This is a genomic window from Vibrio sp. TBV020 (assembly GCF_046056895.1).
GTDB lineage: Bacteria > Pseudomonadota > Gammaproteobacteria > Enterobacterales > Vibrionaceae > Vibrio.
Genome location: NZ_JBEEAQ010000003.1, coordinates 1,991,360 through 2,006,958, shown reverse-complemented (window position 1 = coordinate 2,006,958; position 15,599 = coordinate 1,991,360). Strand labels below are relative to the sequence as shown.

General features: G+C 43.1%; 16 protein-coding genes. 15 read left to right on the top strand and 1 reads right to left on the bottom strand.

Going from position 1 to position 15,599, the window contains the following annotated elements; genetic code table 11:
* Window positions 1-3: 3 nt before the first annotated feature.
* From AAFX28_RS17310 to AAFX28_RS17260, 11 genes are all read left to right on the top strand, one after another.
* Window positions 4-1,392 carry a histidine kinase sensor domain-containing protein gene (locus tag AAFX28_RS17310; protein ID WP_408689483.1) on the top strand — a complete coding sequence of 463 codons (1,389 nt, stop codon included), beginning with the start codon at window positions 4-6 and terminating at the stop codon, window positions 1,390-1,392.
* Window positions 1,393-1,550: 158 nt separating this feature from the next.
* Window positions 1,551-2,798, top strand: a complete 1,248-nt coding sequence (locus AAFX28_RS17305; RefSeq protein WP_408689482.1) for a TadE/TadG family type IV pilus assembly protein — start codon at window positions 1,551-1,553, stop codon at window positions 2,796-2,798.
* Window positions 2,798-3,226, top strand: coding sequence for a TadE/TadG family type IV pilus assembly protein (locus AAFX28_RS17300; protein ID WP_408689480.1), 429 nt, complete (start codon window positions 2,798-2,800; stop codon window positions 3,224-3,226). The genes AAFX28_RS17305 and AAFX28_RS17300 overlap by 1 nt, the downstream gene beginning before the upstream one ends.
* Window positions 3,223-3,675 (top strand): TadE/TadG family type IV pilus assembly protein, encoded by a 453-nt coding sequence (locus tag AAFX28_RS17295; protein WP_408689478.1) that lies wholly within the window; start codon window positions 3,223-3,225, stop codon window positions 3,673-3,675. Before AAFX28_RS17300 ends, AAFX28_RS17295 begins: the two co-directional genes overlap by 4 nt.
* Window positions 3,676-3,832: 157 nt before the next feature.
* Window positions 3,833-5,938: a TonB-dependent siderophore receptor gene (locus AAFX28_RS17290; protein ID WP_408689476.1), complete on the top strand. Its 2,106-nt coding sequence runs from the start codon at window positions 3,833-3,835 to the stop codon at window positions 5,936-5,938.
* A gap of 170 nt (window positions 5,939-6,108) precedes the next feature.
* Window positions 6,109-6,873 (top strand): DUF3450 domain-containing protein, encoded by a 765-nt coding sequence (locus tag AAFX28_RS17285; RefSeq protein ID WP_408689474.1) that lies wholly within the window; start codon window positions 6,109-6,111, stop codon window positions 6,871-6,873.
* A complete protein-coding gene (locus tag AAFX28_RS17280) occupies window positions 6,873-8,228 on the top strand; it encodes a MotA/TolQ/ExbB proton channel family protein (protein WP_408689473.1) in 1,356 nt (451 codons plus the stop codon). The genes AAFX28_RS17285 and AAFX28_RS17280 overlap by 1 nt, the downstream gene beginning before the upstream one ends.
* Complete coding sequence (locus AAFX28_RS17275) at window positions 8,228-8,785, top strand: MotA/TolQ/ExbB proton channel family protein (protein ID WP_408689471.1); 558 nt, start codon at window positions 8,228-8,230, stop codon at window positions 8,783-8,785. Before AAFX28_RS17280 ends, AAFX28_RS17275 begins: the two co-directional genes overlap by 1 nt.
* Complete coding sequence (locus tag AAFX28_RS17270) at window positions 8,782-9,186, top strand: ExbD/TolR family protein (protein ID WP_408689469.1); 405 nt, start codon at window positions 8,782-8,784, stop codon at window positions 9,184-9,186. Before AAFX28_RS17275 ends, AAFX28_RS17270 begins: the two co-directional genes overlap by 4 nt.
* Complete coding sequence (locus AAFX28_RS17265; RefSeq protein WP_408689468.1) at window positions 9,186-9,803, top strand: energy transducer TonB; 618 nt, start codon at window positions 9,186-9,188, stop codon at window positions 9,801-9,803. Before AAFX28_RS17270 ends, AAFX28_RS17265 begins: the two co-directional genes overlap by 1 nt.
* A complete protein-coding gene (locus AAFX28_RS17260) occupies window positions 9,800-10,969 on the top strand; it encodes a tetratricopeptide repeat protein (protein WP_408689466.1) in 1,170 nt (389 codons plus the stop codon). Before AAFX28_RS17265 ends, AAFX28_RS17260 begins: the two co-directional genes overlap by 4 nt.
* A gap of 62 nt (window positions 10,970-11,031) precedes the next feature.
* On the opposite strand, the gene AAFX28_RS17255 is transcribed toward AAFX28_RS17260, so the two are convergent.
* Window positions 11,032-11,256 (bottom strand): hypothetical protein, encoded by a 225-nt coding sequence (locus tag AAFX28_RS17255; protein WP_408689464.1) that lies wholly within the window; start codon window positions 11,254-11,256, stop codon window positions 11,032-11,034.
* A gap of 347 nt (window positions 11,257-11,603) precedes the next feature.
* Here AAFX28_RS17255 and AAFX28_RS17250 point away from each other — a divergent pair, with 347 nt between their 5' ends.
* From AAFX28_RS17250 to AAFX28_RS17235, 4 genes are all read left to right on the top strand, one after another.
* Window positions 11,604-13,223 (top strand): ATP-binding protein, encoded by a 1,620-nt coding sequence (locus AAFX28_RS17250; RefSeq protein WP_408689463.1) that lies wholly within the window; start codon window positions 11,604-11,606, stop codon window positions 13,221-13,223.
* Complete coding sequence (locus tag AAFX28_RS17245) at window positions 13,220-13,903, top strand: response regulator (protein ID WP_408689461.1); 684 nt, start codon at window positions 13,220-13,222, stop codon at window positions 13,901-13,903. Before AAFX28_RS17250 ends, AAFX28_RS17245 begins: the two co-directional genes overlap by 4 nt.
* Window positions 13,904-13,994: 91 nt before the next feature.
* Window positions 13,995-14,753, top strand: coding sequence for a substrate-binding periplasmic protein (locus tag AAFX28_RS17240; protein WP_408689460.1), 759 nt, complete (start codon window positions 13,995-13,997; stop codon window positions 14,751-14,753).
* A 9-nt stretch (window positions 14,754-14,762) separates the two neighbouring features.
* Entirely contained in the window at window positions 14,763-15,569 is an 807-nt protein-coding gene (locus AAFX28_RS17235) for a hypothetical protein (protein WP_408689459.1), read from the top strand.
* Window positions 15,570-15,599: the final 30 nt, after the last annotated feature.

The window sequence follows — 15,599 nt, the reverse complement described above, 5'->3', positions numbered from 1 at the left end:
TCGATGTTCCAATTTCGCTGTCCAGAGAGTATCGCCAAACGAAAAGATACGCTGTTTTTCCAACTTCTCAGCTATATGTCTGCGGTGATCATTAGTATCGTATTACTACAAGCTTTGGCTGAACAAGCCTTGGTTCGTACGGTGTTAAAAGTACCGGAAGAGATAAAGCGTGATATTGAAAGTTACGCTGAACAGGCAGATGTTTTAATTGAAGATGGAGATATGGATGAGCTTGCTGATTGGGCAAATGCCCAGCCGTACTATCTATTTGTCTTAAACGCGGAAAACAAACCCATTACTCACCGCAAGATGCACCCGCACTTTGAATTTAAACTCAAATTTCTTAGAGAGTTGTATGGACCACTGGGCGATAAAGTGAGTAGACCATTGATTGGCGTTCATTTATCTCAGGGAAACACCTTAGTCGTCCAGCTTCCACACGAAAAGCATCCAGCTCACCAGTTCATAATCTATTTTGCCATTATAAAGGTGGTGATTGTTGTCGTAACATTGGTGCTGTTTTCAATGATTTTTGCGCGCAAACTGCAAAATCCTCTCGACCGTTTGCGTGAAGCGAGTCATCGCCTTGCATCCGGAGATTTTAAGGTCAATGTCGTGGCAGAGCTAAACTCAAAAACCAAAGAGTTTAATGATCTCGCCCATGACTTCGATGAGATGACCAGAGAGATCCACGCATTAGCTGAAAGGCAGCGTCGCCTGATTCGTGACGTTTCCCATGAACTTAGAACACCTCTAGCTCGACAGAATCTAGCGCTCCATTTGCTACGTTCAAAATCAACCGAAGCGAACTTACCTTTGGTTGAGCGACTGGAAAGGGAAGTGGAAGAAATGGACGGGTTAGTAGGAGAGATTCTAGAATTTAGCCGCTTAGAAAACTCGCGTTATAACGCAAACTTTAACCCTATTTGTTTAGAGAGCGTTGTCTCTAACCAAGTGGAACAAAGTCGTTTGCAACTATCACGCGACCAAAAGATCGCTATTAACGTCAATCGCCCATTGTCACTGATTAGAAGCGACGAGCGTTTGATTCTACGTTGTTTAAATAACCTGATATCGAACTCCATTAAATACGCTGGCAGCAAAGCACAGATAGAAGTCTCGCTGTATGAGCTTGAACAAGATGGGGCGAACCATGTGGTGATTGAAGTCGCTGACAATGGCCCTGGTATCGCCCAAAGCCAATTGAAAGAGATATTTCAACCGTTTACCCGCTTAGAATCTGCACGAGATAAACAGAGTGGTGGATATGGACTAGGGCTCGCCATCGTGAAGGAATCGATGCGCCTGATGAAAGGAGAGGTGGTGGCTTCGAATGCAGTGAATGGCGGTTTTCGAGTACAGCTAGTCTTTAATAAATACCTTGCTAACTAAATAGTCAATAATAGGCATTTGCAACTTAGTAACTATTTACAGATTAAACTATAGTTATATGTAGGCTGCCCTAACGGCTTACACATAACGGTGGACTTTGCGCTAATGAAAGGGCAAGCCACCGATAGATAAGTTTCCAACTCAGGATGAGGAGGAGCATGGTGAAATGTAAATATCCGGCGCAACGACAACGCCAAAAGGGTTTGACCCTTGTTCTTATGACAATGGGAATGATGACCTTTTTAGGTATAGCCGCTCTTTCTATCGACCTTTCACACTTGGTGGTCAATAAAACGCGTTTGCAAAATGCCGTAGATGCCATAGCGATTGCGGGAGCATCAGTCGCAAATCGCTCTATGGATTCTAGTTCGACTCATACAGCCATTGTTGAATCCTATAATAAAGTTATTGCTGCTGGTGGTAGTGACGAGATCGCTTTAACGGCGACAGATGATGGCTCAAGCCTAAATGATTTAACTGTCGAATATTCAGACACACCAAATAGTGGTTTCTCCACAAACTTTCCTGTAAGTGCTGACATGGTCTATGTTCGCGTACAAGTATCAAATGTCGCGCTGAATGAATTTTTTGTACATTTCTTTGGTATGAATAAATCCGTTTCAGCCAGTGCAGTTGCAGGGCCTGTCTTCATTGATGGCACAGCGAACATTCTGCCTATTGGTATGTGTGAGGGTAGTGATGTAGGGCCTTCAGGCTATGAAGTGGGTAAAGCCTATGAAATTAAGACCGGAAGTCAGTCAGACGACCCTGATGGTTTAGGTGATGGTAATTATCATTTACTTGATGTGGGCAGCGGTAAGTCTGCGGTGAGTGATGCACTCGTTGGCAAAAATACGGTCGTAGTTTCAATTGGTGACGATATTGACTCTGAAACTGGTAACGCTGTTGGTGCGACCGAAGACATTGATAGCCGTTTTGATGGAGGGACCGTCGATGGTGTCTATTACCCACCAGATTTAATCACTACAGAGCCAAGCCCAGCCTTAACGACAGATAATATTGCTGACCATAATGATTCAAATAGTTTAAGTAAGTGGACTTATGATGAGTATGTCCAAAGTACGAATACGTGCCTAGATGATAGCGATTGTAAGTCAGCGGGTGGTTCTGCATGGAGACGTGTTTTACCTGTACCCATTTTGGACTGTGACTCGGCATCAAAGTCTGGTGGTAAAATTGAGTTTACGGTGACCAGCATTGGTTGCTTCTTTATGATCCAACGTTACGACTCTTCTCAATCGCAAGGGAAGAAAGGACAACAAAGCATTTTTGGTGAATTCATTGAAAATTGTTCAGTAGTTGATGGTGGAGCGTCTGACACAGATACAGGCGTAACCAAAATAGTACTTTATAAAGATCCTTCTTCAGTCGGCGGAGGCTCTTAATGAAAAGCAAACAAAGAGGGCTAGCCGCTGTAGAGTTAGTAATAGGGTTACCTATATTAATGTTATTTCTAGTTGCTGTGGTTGAGGTAGCTAGGATTTACATTGAAATGAACACACTCAATAAAACCGTTAGAATTGGTGCGCGCTACGCAATGAGTCAGAGTGAAACTGCAGGTTGTGGCCCTGTGATGGCGCAACAAGCTAACATCAAGCACCTAGTGGTTTATGGTACTCATGCAAATGGGTCGTCTGCACTCCTAGATAGCTTAACGACTGGTGATGTGACAGTAAGTTGTGAGAACAACCAATTTGTCACGGTCAGTGCGAGTCATACCTTTGTGCCACTGTTTAGAGCAGAGATCCCATATACTGATATTTCGTTAGCGCTGCCTATGAATGCTTCATCTGTTATGAGGCTTGACCCATGAGAAAACAAGCAGGCATTACCATCATTGAATTTACCTTAGTGTCGTCATTTTTAATGATGATTATTCTCGCGATTGCCTCGATCGGCTACTTTATTTTCTCTATGCAGTCGGTCAGTGAGTCAGTACGAGCTGCTGCTAGAATGGCATCGGTTTGCCAGCTAAATGATTCCGATATAAAAACATTCATTTCTAATACCAGCTATATTTCATCGCTCGCTGTAGAAAACATCGAAATCGAATATCTTGACGGCTCAAGCAATGTACTGGCTACGCCAGATTCCGAAGATGTTCGCTTTGTTAGGGCTCGTGCAACAGGAATGGACTATCGGTTTGTTTCAATACTCTCATTTTTGGGGGACAGTGGTGTTATTGCGATGCCAAGTTTTGAAACAACCATACCGAGTGAAAGCCTTGGATTAGTCCCAAACGACACCAATACAGACTGTTAAAAAGATATATTTCTCTAACACTTCCTCCTCAAAAACTTACCAATAGTAAATTTTGTAAATTTAATGCAAATGATAGTGCTTATCACTTATATTTCGCTTCGTTATAAATAACTCAGCAAAGCGATGTTGCTTTGTATATAAAGAAACGGAGAAATTTATGTTCACTAAGAGTCAGTTAGCACTAGTGATCGGTGCTGTCTTAGCGACTCCTGCAGTGGTTGCGGAAACGGTAAAAACAGATGAGCACATGGTAGTAGAAGGGCGTGACTACGGCTATAAAGCAGACACAAACTCTACTTCAATGAGAATGGAAGCGACTCAGCTTGAAACTCCGGGACAAGTTGCTGTTATTGACGAGCAAATCATTGATGAGCAACGTGCAAGCACTCTTGGTGAAGTTCTTAAAAACGATGCTTCAATTACAGCGGGTTCTAAGTCAACTAACCGTGAACGTTTTAATTTACGAGGTTTTGAACTAGACAGTGGTTCAAGCTACCTACGTGATGGTGTTCAGCACTGGTCGCACTATCGTCAACCAGTAGAGCTGTTAGAACGTGTTGAAGTACTAAAAGGCCCAGCAGGTTTGCTATATGGCGAATCTACCCCAGGTGGCCTTGTGAACATGATTTCTAAGAAGCCAACCTACGAAACGCAGGTCAATGTGAGCCAAGATATTGGTTCTAACGATTATACGCGTACTATGGTGGATGTAAGTGGTGCTCTAAACGACGACGAGACTCTACGTGGCCGTTTAGTCCTTTCTAAAGAAGACCAGAATTCATGGCGTACGCGCTTTGATGGCACTGACGTTGAAACTGAACGTTTTGTCGGTGGTTTATTTGTTGATTACGACATCAACGAAGATGTTATGGTTTCTGTTCATTATGACCGAACACAAGAACAAGGCGACTTAGACAACGGTTCGAAGATTGATACCACTACTGGTGAAGTTATTGACCCTTCGATTGTGAATGATCAGCGTTTTGCTATGACCGATAATGATGTCGCGAACTATGGTGTGGCTGTATCGGCAAATCTAAATCAGGAATGGTCCGTAAAATCTGGTATCAGCCGTCAATTCTATGAGCGTCAGCGTACAGAGTCAGATAATGTCGTTGATAAAAACAAAGATACCGGTGAATATGGCTACAAAGCATACGATCGACACGATGAATGGACGTTCGATACTGCTTATGTTGACTTCACAGGTGACTTCGACGCTTTAGGTGTTAACCACAGACTTTTACTAGGTGCGAACGGCCTACATTATGATTACAAGCAGCTATATTCTGCTGTATACGCGTGTGAAAGTGCAAACGAGAGCGATGCACGTCCAGAATGTGACAATGGCTTCTCTAAGCCAAGTGGGCTGCATTACAGCAATGACGACTCTCTGTCTCATTCAGAAAGCCAGCATTATGGTGTTTATGTCCAAGATTTGGTGACATTTAACGACCAGTGGCAAGCGCTAGCAGGCGTTCGTTTTGCTTACGACAAGACTCGTTCAAGCAAAAATGTTGAAGAGAGCTACAATAACATTCTTCCTAAACTAGGTCTTATCTACAGTCCTGCACAAAATGGATCGGTTTACCTAACTTACTCTGAAAGCTTTGAGCCGATTGCTGAAATCAATGACTCGAATGACCTAAACGATGGTCAAGCGCAAGATCCTAAGAAAGGTACACTGTATGAGCTAGGTTCTAAGTGGGAACTGTTCGATGACCGATTACTTGTATCTGGTGCATTGTTCCATATTGTTCAGTCTAATATGCAGATCACTGAAGATTTAGGTGGAGATGTTACTCGTACGACGCAAGTCGGTGAACAAGTTCACCAAGGTGTTGAACTATCAGCGACAGGCTATGTAACGGATGCGCTATCAATTAGTGCTTCAACAATGTTCCTAGATGCAGAGTTCAAAAATGATCCTGAACTAGAAGGTAAGACACCAGCAGACGTCGCTGAGTTTACAGCGAGCATTTGGTCTACTTATGCGTTCAACAACGGCACGGACGTAAACCTTGGTATTTACCACGTTGGTGATCGCTGGGCAGAAGACGACAACACGTTTAAGAAAGATGCTTACACTCGCGTAGATATGGGTGTGTCACATACTGTCAAATATGATGAAAACTTAGACTTTGTCGCTCGCTTCAATGTTGAAAACCTATTTGATACAGATTACCTAGAAGGTGGCAGCACAAATAGTGTAGTTGTAGGTGAAGGTCGTAACTATATGGCAACACTACAAATCAAATACTAAACAGAATTGATCTAAATTTGTTCTAGTATTCAACAAAGGAAAGGCTTAGCCTTTCCTTTTTTTGTATAAATTGTAAGGACGATTGATTTTTTTTGGATTGGCACTAAGATGATGCCATTCGCAATGAGAGTTGTTCTCACTTGTATTTAGAAAACGAATAAATAGACGTTATGAATATAGCTAAAACCAGCCTAGCTTTGATTATTGCGGCATACGCTTCTAGCGCCGTGGCATCAAACTTAGATACAGCACAATCTATCCAAAGCAAGACGAATTCAGCCTCTGCTTCTAGCCAAAAACGTATTGATGCAAGCGCAGAGAAAACGTTGCAACTCAAAGCTGATATTGAACAGCTACAAGAAGAAGTGAAAAATCTAGAAGTTTACCAAAATCACCTAGTCGCATTGGTAAACAGTCAAGATAAAGAAGTTGCTAGCCTGAACAGCCAGATTGAGGAAATCAAATCGACTCGACAGGGGATTGTTCCTTTGATGTATCAAATGGTAGATGGTTTAAAGCAAAGCATTGAACAAGATGCGCCAATCAAAAAAGCGCAACGTGTTGAGCGTGTTGCAAAGCTTGAATCGATGATGAAGCGCGCAGACGTTAGTGATGCAGAGAAATATCGTCGAATCCTAGAAGCGTACCAAATCGAACTTGATTACGGCACTAAGCTGGGTCTTTACCAAGGCCAGATCAGCGTAGATGGTGAAACACTAGAAACTGACGTCTTCTATCTAGGCCGTTTGTCGTTGATTGCACGTAGCTTAAATGGTCAACATTTTTGGTCTTGGGATAAAGCGAGCAAACAGTGGAGTAGCGTTGATCCTTCCATGAAAACAGAACTGAACAAAGCATTCAGCATTGCAGCAAAACAAAGTGCGCCAAGCTTGATCACTTTGCCAGTATCGCTTAACAACGTGGAGGCAAAATAATGAAACGTTCTCTATTAGCCTCAATGATCGCTATCTCAGCGTTTTCGTTCAATGTGTTTGCCACAGATATGGTGGGCAATGCACAGTCAGAAGCGAAATCTCAGCAGCAACATAACCAAGCTCGTGAAACTGGTTTTAAACAAACTGAACAAGATCTTGCAAAGCTGAAGGCATCACTTGAAGCGCGCCGAACTCAATTACAGTCGGAAAACGATAAACTGGCGTCAAGCTTTAGCAAAAATGAAGATACGCTGGCTCGATTAGAAGAAAAGCTACGTCTTGAAACGGGTAGTTTGGGTGAGGTTTTTGGTGTTGTTCGTCAAAATGCAAAAGAGCTTCAATCTGAACTGAAATACTCGGTGACGGGGGCAGGAGCGCAAAATTACGCACCTATCGTTGATGACATCGTTGCGGCAACTAAATTACCGTCGATGCCCCAGTTAACAGGATTATGGAATGCACTCCAAGAGCAGGTAGATGCTTCTGGTCAAGTAGAAAAAACACAGATCAATGTTGTTAATGGTGAAGGTAAGGTTACAAGTGAGCCTGTAACACGTCTTGGCTCTTTTGGTCTAATAGGCGAACAAGGTTACCTTAACTGGAACGGCGCAAAGCAGAGTGCATCTCTATATCTCAAACAACCAGAATCAAAACCGGTTAACTCGGCGTTAAGTCAGTTAACATCTGGTGATCAGCAAAGCTTAATTGTCGACCCGTCTCGCGGAATGTTGTTAGAACAATTAGCACTTACGCCAACATTAATGGATCGACTCCAGGCTGGTGGTGTCGTTGGTAAAGTCATTTTAGGTCTTTTAGCGATTGGCTTACTGATTGCGTTGGTTCGTGGTGTGAGCCTTTCTATTGCTCGTCAAAAGATTCGAAGCCAATTGAAAACACCAACTCAAACGGGTGACAACCCACTTGGTCGTGTTTTAGCAGTTTATGATAGTGAGAAGAAGCAGACGGTTGAAGCGTTAGAATTGCGCCTACTTGAAGCGGTGGTTGATGAGCAAGCCGGCCTCGAAAAGGGCTTATCTATGCTTAAACTTCTTGCTGCATTAGCGCCAATGCTTGGTCTTCTGGGTACAGTAACCGGCATGATTGAAACGTTCCAAGTCATTACCCAGTTTGGTAATGGTGATCCGAAAGTAATGGCTGGTGGTATCTCAATGGCCCTTGTGACAACGGTTCTTGGTTTGATTGCGGCAATGCCTCTATTACTAGCGCATAACATTCTAAGCTCTCAAGCTGAATCAATTCGCAATATCCTTGAAAAACAAGGTATCGCCCTCGTTGCTGAACAAGCTGAGAAAGAAATGTCACCTCAGAAAAACACACTAGGGAATGCAGCGTAATGGACGCAGTATTTGCGCTACTTCCTGAAGTGCTGGCATCTACTGCGTGGGTGTTAGCACTCCAAGACTTTATGCAGCAAGGGGGCCAGGTACTGTGGTGGCTACTGGCTGTTGTGAGTATATCTTGGCTGCTTATTATTGATCGCGTGGTTTATATCTGGCTCCAGTTCCCTAAACAGCGCAAGCAATGGGTGGATGCGTGGCATAAACGAGAAGATCAGCATTCATGGCATGCTCTTTCGATTCGTGAAGGTTGGTTATCGCAAGCTCATCTGGCTTTGACGCAAAACCTAAACTTTATCAAAGTCCTTGTTGCGATTTGTCCAATGTTGGGTTTGCTAGGAACGGTAACCGGAATGATCTCTGTGTTCGACGTAATGGCAAACCAAGGAAGCAGTAATCCTAAGCTGATGGCATCTGGCATTTCGCTAGCAACATTGCCTACCATGGCAGGTATGGTGGCGGCACTAACAGGTATGTTTTTTCATGCTCGTCTAGTAAAAGTGTGTCAGCGACAAGAAGTAAAATTAGAAAAATCTTTAAGGAGTCAACGATGAGATTAGGTCGACGCCAATACAAGCAAGAAGAAGCGCAGATCGATCTTACTTCGATGCTTGATATCGTCTTTATTATGTTGATTTTCTTCATTGTAACCAGTTCGTTTGTTCGTGAATCTGGTGTAGAAGTGAATAGACCAACGGCTTCCAATGTTGTGAGCCAAAAAGATGCAGGTATTTTTGTTGCGGTCACGTCTTCAAACGATATCTACATCGATAAGCGTATGGTTGATGTAGAACGTGTTCAGGCAACATTAGAGCACCTACTGCTCGACAAGCCAGACGCATCATTGGTGATTCAAGCTGACGAACACGCTTACAGCGGTACAGTTGTTAAGGTCATGGATGCTGCGAAAGGCGCAGGGGTGAAAAACATTGCATTGGCAGCGGAGAAGATCTAGTGAATCGTCTGCTTATCGCAATGCCAATTGCTCTAGCATTCTCGCTCGCTATTTTTACTGGAATGGCTTGGATGGTCGATGCGGGCCATCAGCGAGCTCCTGAAAAAAGCGAAGCTCTGAGCTTTAATATGGTAATGGTTGAAAATGAACAAGAAGTTCAGAGAAGGCAGCGCTCTGTGCCTGAGCAACCTAAAGCACCAGAAGTTCCAGAACACGCACCTACATCGCAAGCGAAGACCCAATTAACGCAAATCTCGCCGATGTCTCAGCCTTCACTAGGTTTGAACACGGCAGTAGATGGCCTTGCGATTACTGCGCCGACATTTGGGGACTTTGGGGTCAACCAACAAGTCATGCCTTTATATCGTGTTGAGCCTCGTTATCCGGCTAAAGCGCTCAAGCGTGGTGCGGAAGGGTATGTGATCATGAAGTTTACGATAGACCCGACTGGTAAACCAACCAATGTTGAAGTGATGGAAGCGAACCCTCGACGTATGTTTGAAAGAGAAGCGGTTAGAGCACTGAAAAAGTGGAAGTATCAACCAAAAATTGTTGATGGAAGCGCAGTCGCTCAAGTAGGTCAAACGGTAAGATTGGAGTTTAAGTTAGCCAAATGATGAAACGAATAGTGAGTTTAGCGCTGTTAGTTGCGTCGACTTCAGTTCTATCTAAAGAGCTAAGTCAATATACGGCGATTAGAGTTCAAAAGGCGAATGAGGTGGCTCAGCAAGAGCAGTTGACTCAAGCTATACAGCTACTCAAAGAGATCGAGACGAGTCGTGAATATGACAAGGCGTTTGTTTCTCGAATGCTGGGTGTGTTTTATTGGCAAGATGGTCAAATAAAGCCTGCTCTTAGCAATCTAAAACAAGCGGTTGATAGTGGCTTGCTTCAAGATGAACAAGCTTGGGTAACAGAACGTATGTTGGCTGATTTATATCTTAATGATCAGCAGTTCAAACAAGCGGTTAAACACTATTACACGCTAATCGAATCGGTTCCTGAAACGCAAAAAGCTGATGACTTATGGCTTCGCATTGGACAGTCGCAGTATCAGCTGGAGTCATGGAATAAAGTTATTCCTGCTGTAAACAGCTATTTAAAAACGTCACCCAAAGATCGCGTCCAACCTTTGTCATTAAAGCTGGGGGCTCAGCTGCAACTTAAGCAATGGAAACAAGCTATTCCGACCTTAGAGCAGTTGATCGCTTTGCAACCTGACAAGGTCAACTTTTGGCGACAATTAGTTGGGCTACAGCTTCGTATTGGTAAAGATCGAGATGCTTTAGATACGCTATCGTTAGCTAAGTTGAATGGTTTAGAACTTAGCCAAAGTGATTTACGTATGCTTGCCCAGCTTTATGCTAAACGCGGCGTTCCTGAAAGAGCTGCGATCCAGATTAGTGAACTCGAAAACGCGAATACAGATGTACAGTTACTGTCAGAGCAAGCGTCTTATTGGCAAATCGCGAAAGAGTGGGACAAGGCGATAAATACTTGGCAAATGGCTTCCAAAATCGATAGTAAATATCATTGGAACGTTGCTCAGCTTATGGTTCAACAAGGCTATTACAAAGAGTCTCTGCTAGTACTAGACAAAGTCCAAGGGAAAAGTGCAGACGTTGCTCTTGCTAAGACTCGGGCGCTTTATAAGCTGAATCAGCTAGAGAAAGCTTTGATTGAAGCGAAGAGGGCAGACAATGTAGAGCCGTCAACGCAAGCGAAAAGTTGGATCAAATATTTGTCTCAGCTACGACAAGCAAACGCGGCAGCATCAAGTTAAAGAAAAAGGGAAGCTAAATTGGCTTCCCTTTTTGTTGTGTATGATAGCGATGAAAAACATCACTATTTAAAATCACAGCATACATATTCAGCTCGCCAGAGAAGTTTTTTCGATGACTTCATACTGGTCAACAGGTCTTGCCCTGACATCTGAGGAAATGCATGAAGTACCATGACTTCTTCGCTCTCATCTTGCTTTTGGTAAGCCCTGACGTGAGTGAATGTGCTAGATAAGTTGTTTGACAGCATAGATTTAGATAAACAGATCCCAAATACGTCCCGTTTCATCGCCTTTCCCTTTCTATATAGGCTGCACTTCTTTTTAGTAGTCATTGTGTAAGTGCTAATCGCCAAATCCAAAATATAACGATATGCTCGATGCGCTCAATAATTATACAAAACAATCGCCAATATCGTGCATAAAATAATCTAAATTCGCGTGATCTAAATCAATTATTCCACTGGTTTTATATGGGGTTTCGTATAAGAACCTAAATTGATTAACGTGGTGAGACACCGAGAATCAAATATTGAGACTATTAATGATTTAATTTTGTCATCATCACAGTTTGAATCATGATAATTCATAAAACTGTTACCCAAATGTTATGTTGTAAGGCTATCAAGGAGTTGTTATGAAATGGAGTCGTATCAGTTTTCGTAAACGAATGCTGATTATCATGACATTGTCTGGGCTAATCGAGCTTTTACTGTTGGTCGCAGCCGGATTCGTCTACATCAAATATGCCCAAGAAGATGAAATGGGCCACAAAGCTCTAGGTGTCGCCTCCTTTCTCGCTAAATCTCCCTATGTTATAGAGACGATTGAACAAGGTGTCTCTGAAGAGAGTCAACAGCGTTACCGGAATCTAACCACACTAATAGGTGCTGCGTTCATTGTTATCGGTGATCGGCAAGGAATTCGATTAGTTCACCCTCTTGACGAGCGTATTGGTAAGCCGATGAAAGGAGGAGATAATAATCGAGCCCTAATCGACGGTGAAGCGTACATCTCAGTTGCAAAGGGATCTTTGGGCTACTCGGTTCGAGGCAAGTCAGCTGTATTCAATGAGCAAGGAGAGATCATCGGTGTGGTCTCGGTTGGGTATTTGATTGATAGACTCCAAGACAGAATTGAACCTTTCGTTACCTTCTTGATTGCGATGGCCTTTTTGGTGGTAGCGGCAAATGCAGTTGTATCGAGCTATGCATCACGCAAATTCCAACGGGCTATTTTAGGCTTTGAGCCAGAAGAGATTGGACGGCTTTATGTCGAACTCGACGTTACATTAGAGACGCTAAAAGAAGGGATTATCACCATTGATGACAAGGGTAAGCTGCGTTCAATTAACAAAAGCGCCTGTCAGATACTGGGGCTAGTCAAAACAGAATGTATTGATCGACCACTTAGCCAAGTTCTACCTGATAGTGACTTACAACTAGTGCTACAAACGGCTCGTACCGATCATGATATTAATTTGTACCTAAACAAGAAGCGACTGATTGCGAATCGAAGCCCAATCATAGTTGAAGGCAAGGTCGTTGGAGCAGTATCTAGTTTCCGACTTAGAGACGATTTAACCGAATTAACAGAGCAACTGGCGAAAACCAAAGAGTACGCTGAAATGCTGCGCTCGCAAACTCATGAGCACCGAAACAAACTCAACACAATCAGTGGCATGGTTCAAATGGGAGAACTGGAAGCGGTTCAATATCTCATTGGACAAGAAACAGCGCATTATCAAGCACTTATTGAGTTCTTGCGTGAAACAATCAAAGAGCCACTTATTGCGGGCATGTTGCTTGGCAAAACAGAGCGAGCAAGGGAGCTTGGCTTAAACTTAGTTGTAGAAGAAGGCGCACGTTTAGAACCGTTACCAAGTCGTATCAATCCAGAAGATTTAGTAACGATTTTAGGAAACCTCATCGACAACGCATTTGATGCAACTCGTGAGGCGATAACTCAAGACGTTTTATTAGCACCACACCGTCGTACGATTGAAGTATCGATCAGCGATTTTGGCAATGAAGTTATTTTGGAAGTCATTGATCAGGGTTGTGGGTTGCCAAATGATATGAGTGTAGAATCTCTGACAAGAAGAGGTGTCTCAAGTAAAGATTCAGACACAAGGGGTGTCGGATTGTATTTGATTAATGAATTGGCTATCCGGTATCACGGTGAGCTAGAAATGGTAAATAATAAGGAACATGGGGCAAGGATGACAGTTTACCTACCTAAGGAAGAGCTAAGATGAGTGCTGTGACTCGAGTCATGATCATTGAGGACGATCTGGCGATCGCTCAATTACACCAGCGCTATCTAGAGCAAGTTGGTGGCTACGAAGTCATTGGCATTGCGACGACTAAGTTAGAAGCGAAGCTCCAGCTTGATGTACTGAATCCAGACCTACTTTTGCTAGACGTCTACTTACCTGATGGTACTGGCTTAGAAATACTCCACGACTTACGCACTGAGCATTTGAGCTGTGATGTGATTTTAATTACTGCTGCAAGAGACGTAGAAACTTTGCAGCAAGCGATGCGAGGTGGGGTGGTTGACTATCTACTCAAGCCGGTTGTTTTTCCAAGATTGGACGCTGCACTTAAAAAGTATGTGTTGCAAAAACAGCAGCTTAATCATGCAGACGGTTTAGACCAAAACATTGTTGATAAAATGCTGCAAGCCTCAACCATAAATGAGGCTCCTAAAAACCGTCTACCGAAAGGGATAGACAGTGTTACCTTAGATAAGATTAAAGCTCTTTTTGATGACTCAGCACTGATGACCGCAGATGAAGCGGGTGAACAAATAGGGGCAAGTCGTACAACCGCACGTCGTTACCTAGAATATCTGATTAGTACGGGTGAGTTGGAAGCGGACTTAAATTATGGAACGGTTGGGCGACCGGAACGAACGTATAAGAAAGCCCACTAGCACATCCTACCTTAGTGCTAGTTTCTAGACGTAAATGCGATCGACCTCTACATTATAAATAGGATCATAAGATATTTTATAGAGGTCGTTTATGCGACTCATTATCTATATATTATTCAGCTCTTTCCTCGTGATTAGCTCAGCCCGTAGTGCGCAAATAAACGAGTTAACCTACCTAACGGAGCAATACCCACCTTATAACTTTGAACAAGATGGACTTGTTCAAGGCATTGCTGTCGATCTATTGCTGGCAATTGGTAAACAATCTGAAAGTACAATTCAACTGCAGCAAATCAACATGCAACCTTGGCCGAGGGCTTATAGAACCACCTTAATTAAGCCCGATACCGTCCTCTTCTCAACCACTCGAACTCAACTCAGAGAACATATATTCCAATGGGCAGGGCCGATCAGTTCAACCAGGATCGTTGTGTTAGCTAAGCGTTCTAAGAATATTGAGATTAAGCATACGATGTCCTTAGCTCAATATCGTATTGGGGTCATTCGTGATGATGTTGGTGAGCAACTGCTCCTAGAACTTGGGGTGCCAAGAGATTCAATGGTTGAAAGTTCAGTTCCTGACACTCTAGCAAATCAGCTCACAAAGGATCGGATCGACTTATGGGCATATGAGGAAAATGTCGCCAAATGGTGGCTCAAAAAAGGTGGTCATAATACCGAGGACTATGAAGTTGTCTATGTATTAAGTGAAGGAGAATTGTACTTTGCGTTTAACTTAGAGGTGGATGGTGGACTCATTCAGACTTTTCAGCATGCATTGGATGATTTAAAACATAGTAATGATGGTGGGCCGAGTATTTATGAACAGATACTCACAAAGTACCGTTAAGGGCAATATATGAGAATATGGGCGATTGCGTTTGCAGTATTATCTATACAGTGTGTAGCGAAAGAAAGCATGACGTTGACTATTGCATCTCAGATAGATGGTGGCCATCAGTTCTACCACGAATTGCTATATGAGTCGTTATCAAGAGCTGGGCATGAGGTTCGAATAGAGACGCCAAGTGAGCATATTCCTCAGAAGCGTGTCATAAAAATGATGCAAAGTAATCAGCTTAGCTTGACCTGGTTGCTTAGTACTTCTGAACGTGACGAACGCTACATATCAGTGAATGTCCCACTTACAAACGGTCTAATTGGAAAACGAATTCTCCTGATTCCACCAGAGTTACAAGCACGCTTTGATTCAATTGGTACGATCAAAGAGCTAAGGGAATCAAACCTTGTTGCTGGACTCGGAATCAACTGGTTTGATGTCGATGTATGGAAGACTAACCAGTTGAGCGTTTACCTTGAAGATGGTGAGTGGCGTAGCCTATATCAAAAGTTGACCAGTGATGGTTACGTAAACTATTTCCCTCGTGGGATAAACGAAATTACAGCTGAGGCTGAGATGAACCAGCACCTTGCGATAGAAAAACGGTTGTTACTCGTCTATGAAGTTGATTTTAAGTTTTACCTTTCACCACAGATGGCAAAGCATAAGTCATCGATTGAGAGTGCTTTGCTACAGGCGAAACAAGAAGGGTTAATTGACCAGTTGGTGGATAAGTACTGGGGTGCAGCTTATCAAGACCTCAATTCTTCTGAGCGTGTGGTCATAAATTTGGAGTTACCGACTCTCGAATCTCAAAAACACTAACATATTGTTGCTCTTAGCGTATAAAATCTA

Excerpts from the sequence above, each read along its gene's own strand:
- AAFX28_RS17310 (WP_408689483.1), top strand. The coding sequence starts at position 4 with ATGTTCCAATTTCGCTGTCCAGAGAGTATCGCCAAACGAAAAGATACG.
- AAFX28_RS17305 (WP_408689482.1), top strand. The coding sequence starts at position 1,551 with ATGGTGAAATGTAAATATCCGGCGCAACGACAACGCCAAAAGGGTTTG.
- AAFX28_RS17300 (WP_408689480.1), top strand. The coding sequence starts at position 2,798 with ATGAAAAGCAAACAAAGAGGGCTAGCCGCTGTAGAGTTAGTAATAGGG.
- AAFX28_RS17295 (WP_408689478.1), top strand. The coding sequence starts at position 3,223 with ATGAGAAAACAAGCAGGCATTACCATCATTGAATTTACCTTAGTGTCG.
- AAFX28_RS17290 (WP_408689476.1), top strand. The coding sequence starts at position 3,833 with ATGTTCACTAAGAGTCAGTTAGCACTAGTGATCGGTGCTGTCTTAGCG.
- AAFX28_RS17285 (WP_408689474.1), top strand. The coding sequence starts at position 6,109 with ATGAATATAGCTAAAACCAGCCTAGCTTTGATTATTGCGGCATACGCT.
- AAFX28_RS17280 (WP_408689473.1), top strand. The coding sequence starts at position 6,873 with ATGAAACGTTCTCTATTAGCCTCAATGATCGCTATCTCAGCGTTTTCG.
- AAFX28_RS17275 (WP_408689471.1), top strand. The coding sequence starts at position 8,228 with ATGGACGCAGTATTTGCGCTACTTCCTGAAGTGCTGGCATCTACTGCG.
- AAFX28_RS17270 (WP_408689469.1), top strand. The coding sequence starts at position 8,782 with ATGAGATTAGGTCGACGCCAATACAAGCAAGAAGAAGCGCAGATCGAT.
- AAFX28_RS17260 (WP_408689466.1), top strand. The coding sequence starts at position 9,800 with ATGATGAAACGAATAGTGAGTTTAGCGCTGTTAGTTGCGTCGACTTCA.
- AAFX28_RS17255 (WP_408689464.1), bottom strand. The coding sequence starts at position 11,256 with ATGAAACGGGACGTATTTGGGATCTGTTTATCTAAATCTATGCTGTCA.
- AAFX28_RS17250 (WP_408689463.1), top strand. The coding sequence starts at position 11,604 with ATGAAATGGAGTCGTATCAGTTTTCGTAAACGAATGCTGATTATCATG.
- AAFX28_RS17245 (WP_408689461.1), top strand. The coding sequence starts at position 13,220 with ATGAGTGCTGTGACTCGAGTCATGATCATTGAGGACGATCTGGCGATC.
- AAFX28_RS17240 (WP_408689460.1), top strand. The coding sequence starts at position 13,995 with ATGCGACTCATTATCTATATATTATTCAGCTCTTTCCTCGTGATTAGC.
- AAFX28_RS17235 (WP_408689459.1), top strand. The coding sequence starts at position 14,763 with ATGAGAATATGGGCGATTGCGTTTGCAGTATTATCTATACAGTGTGTA.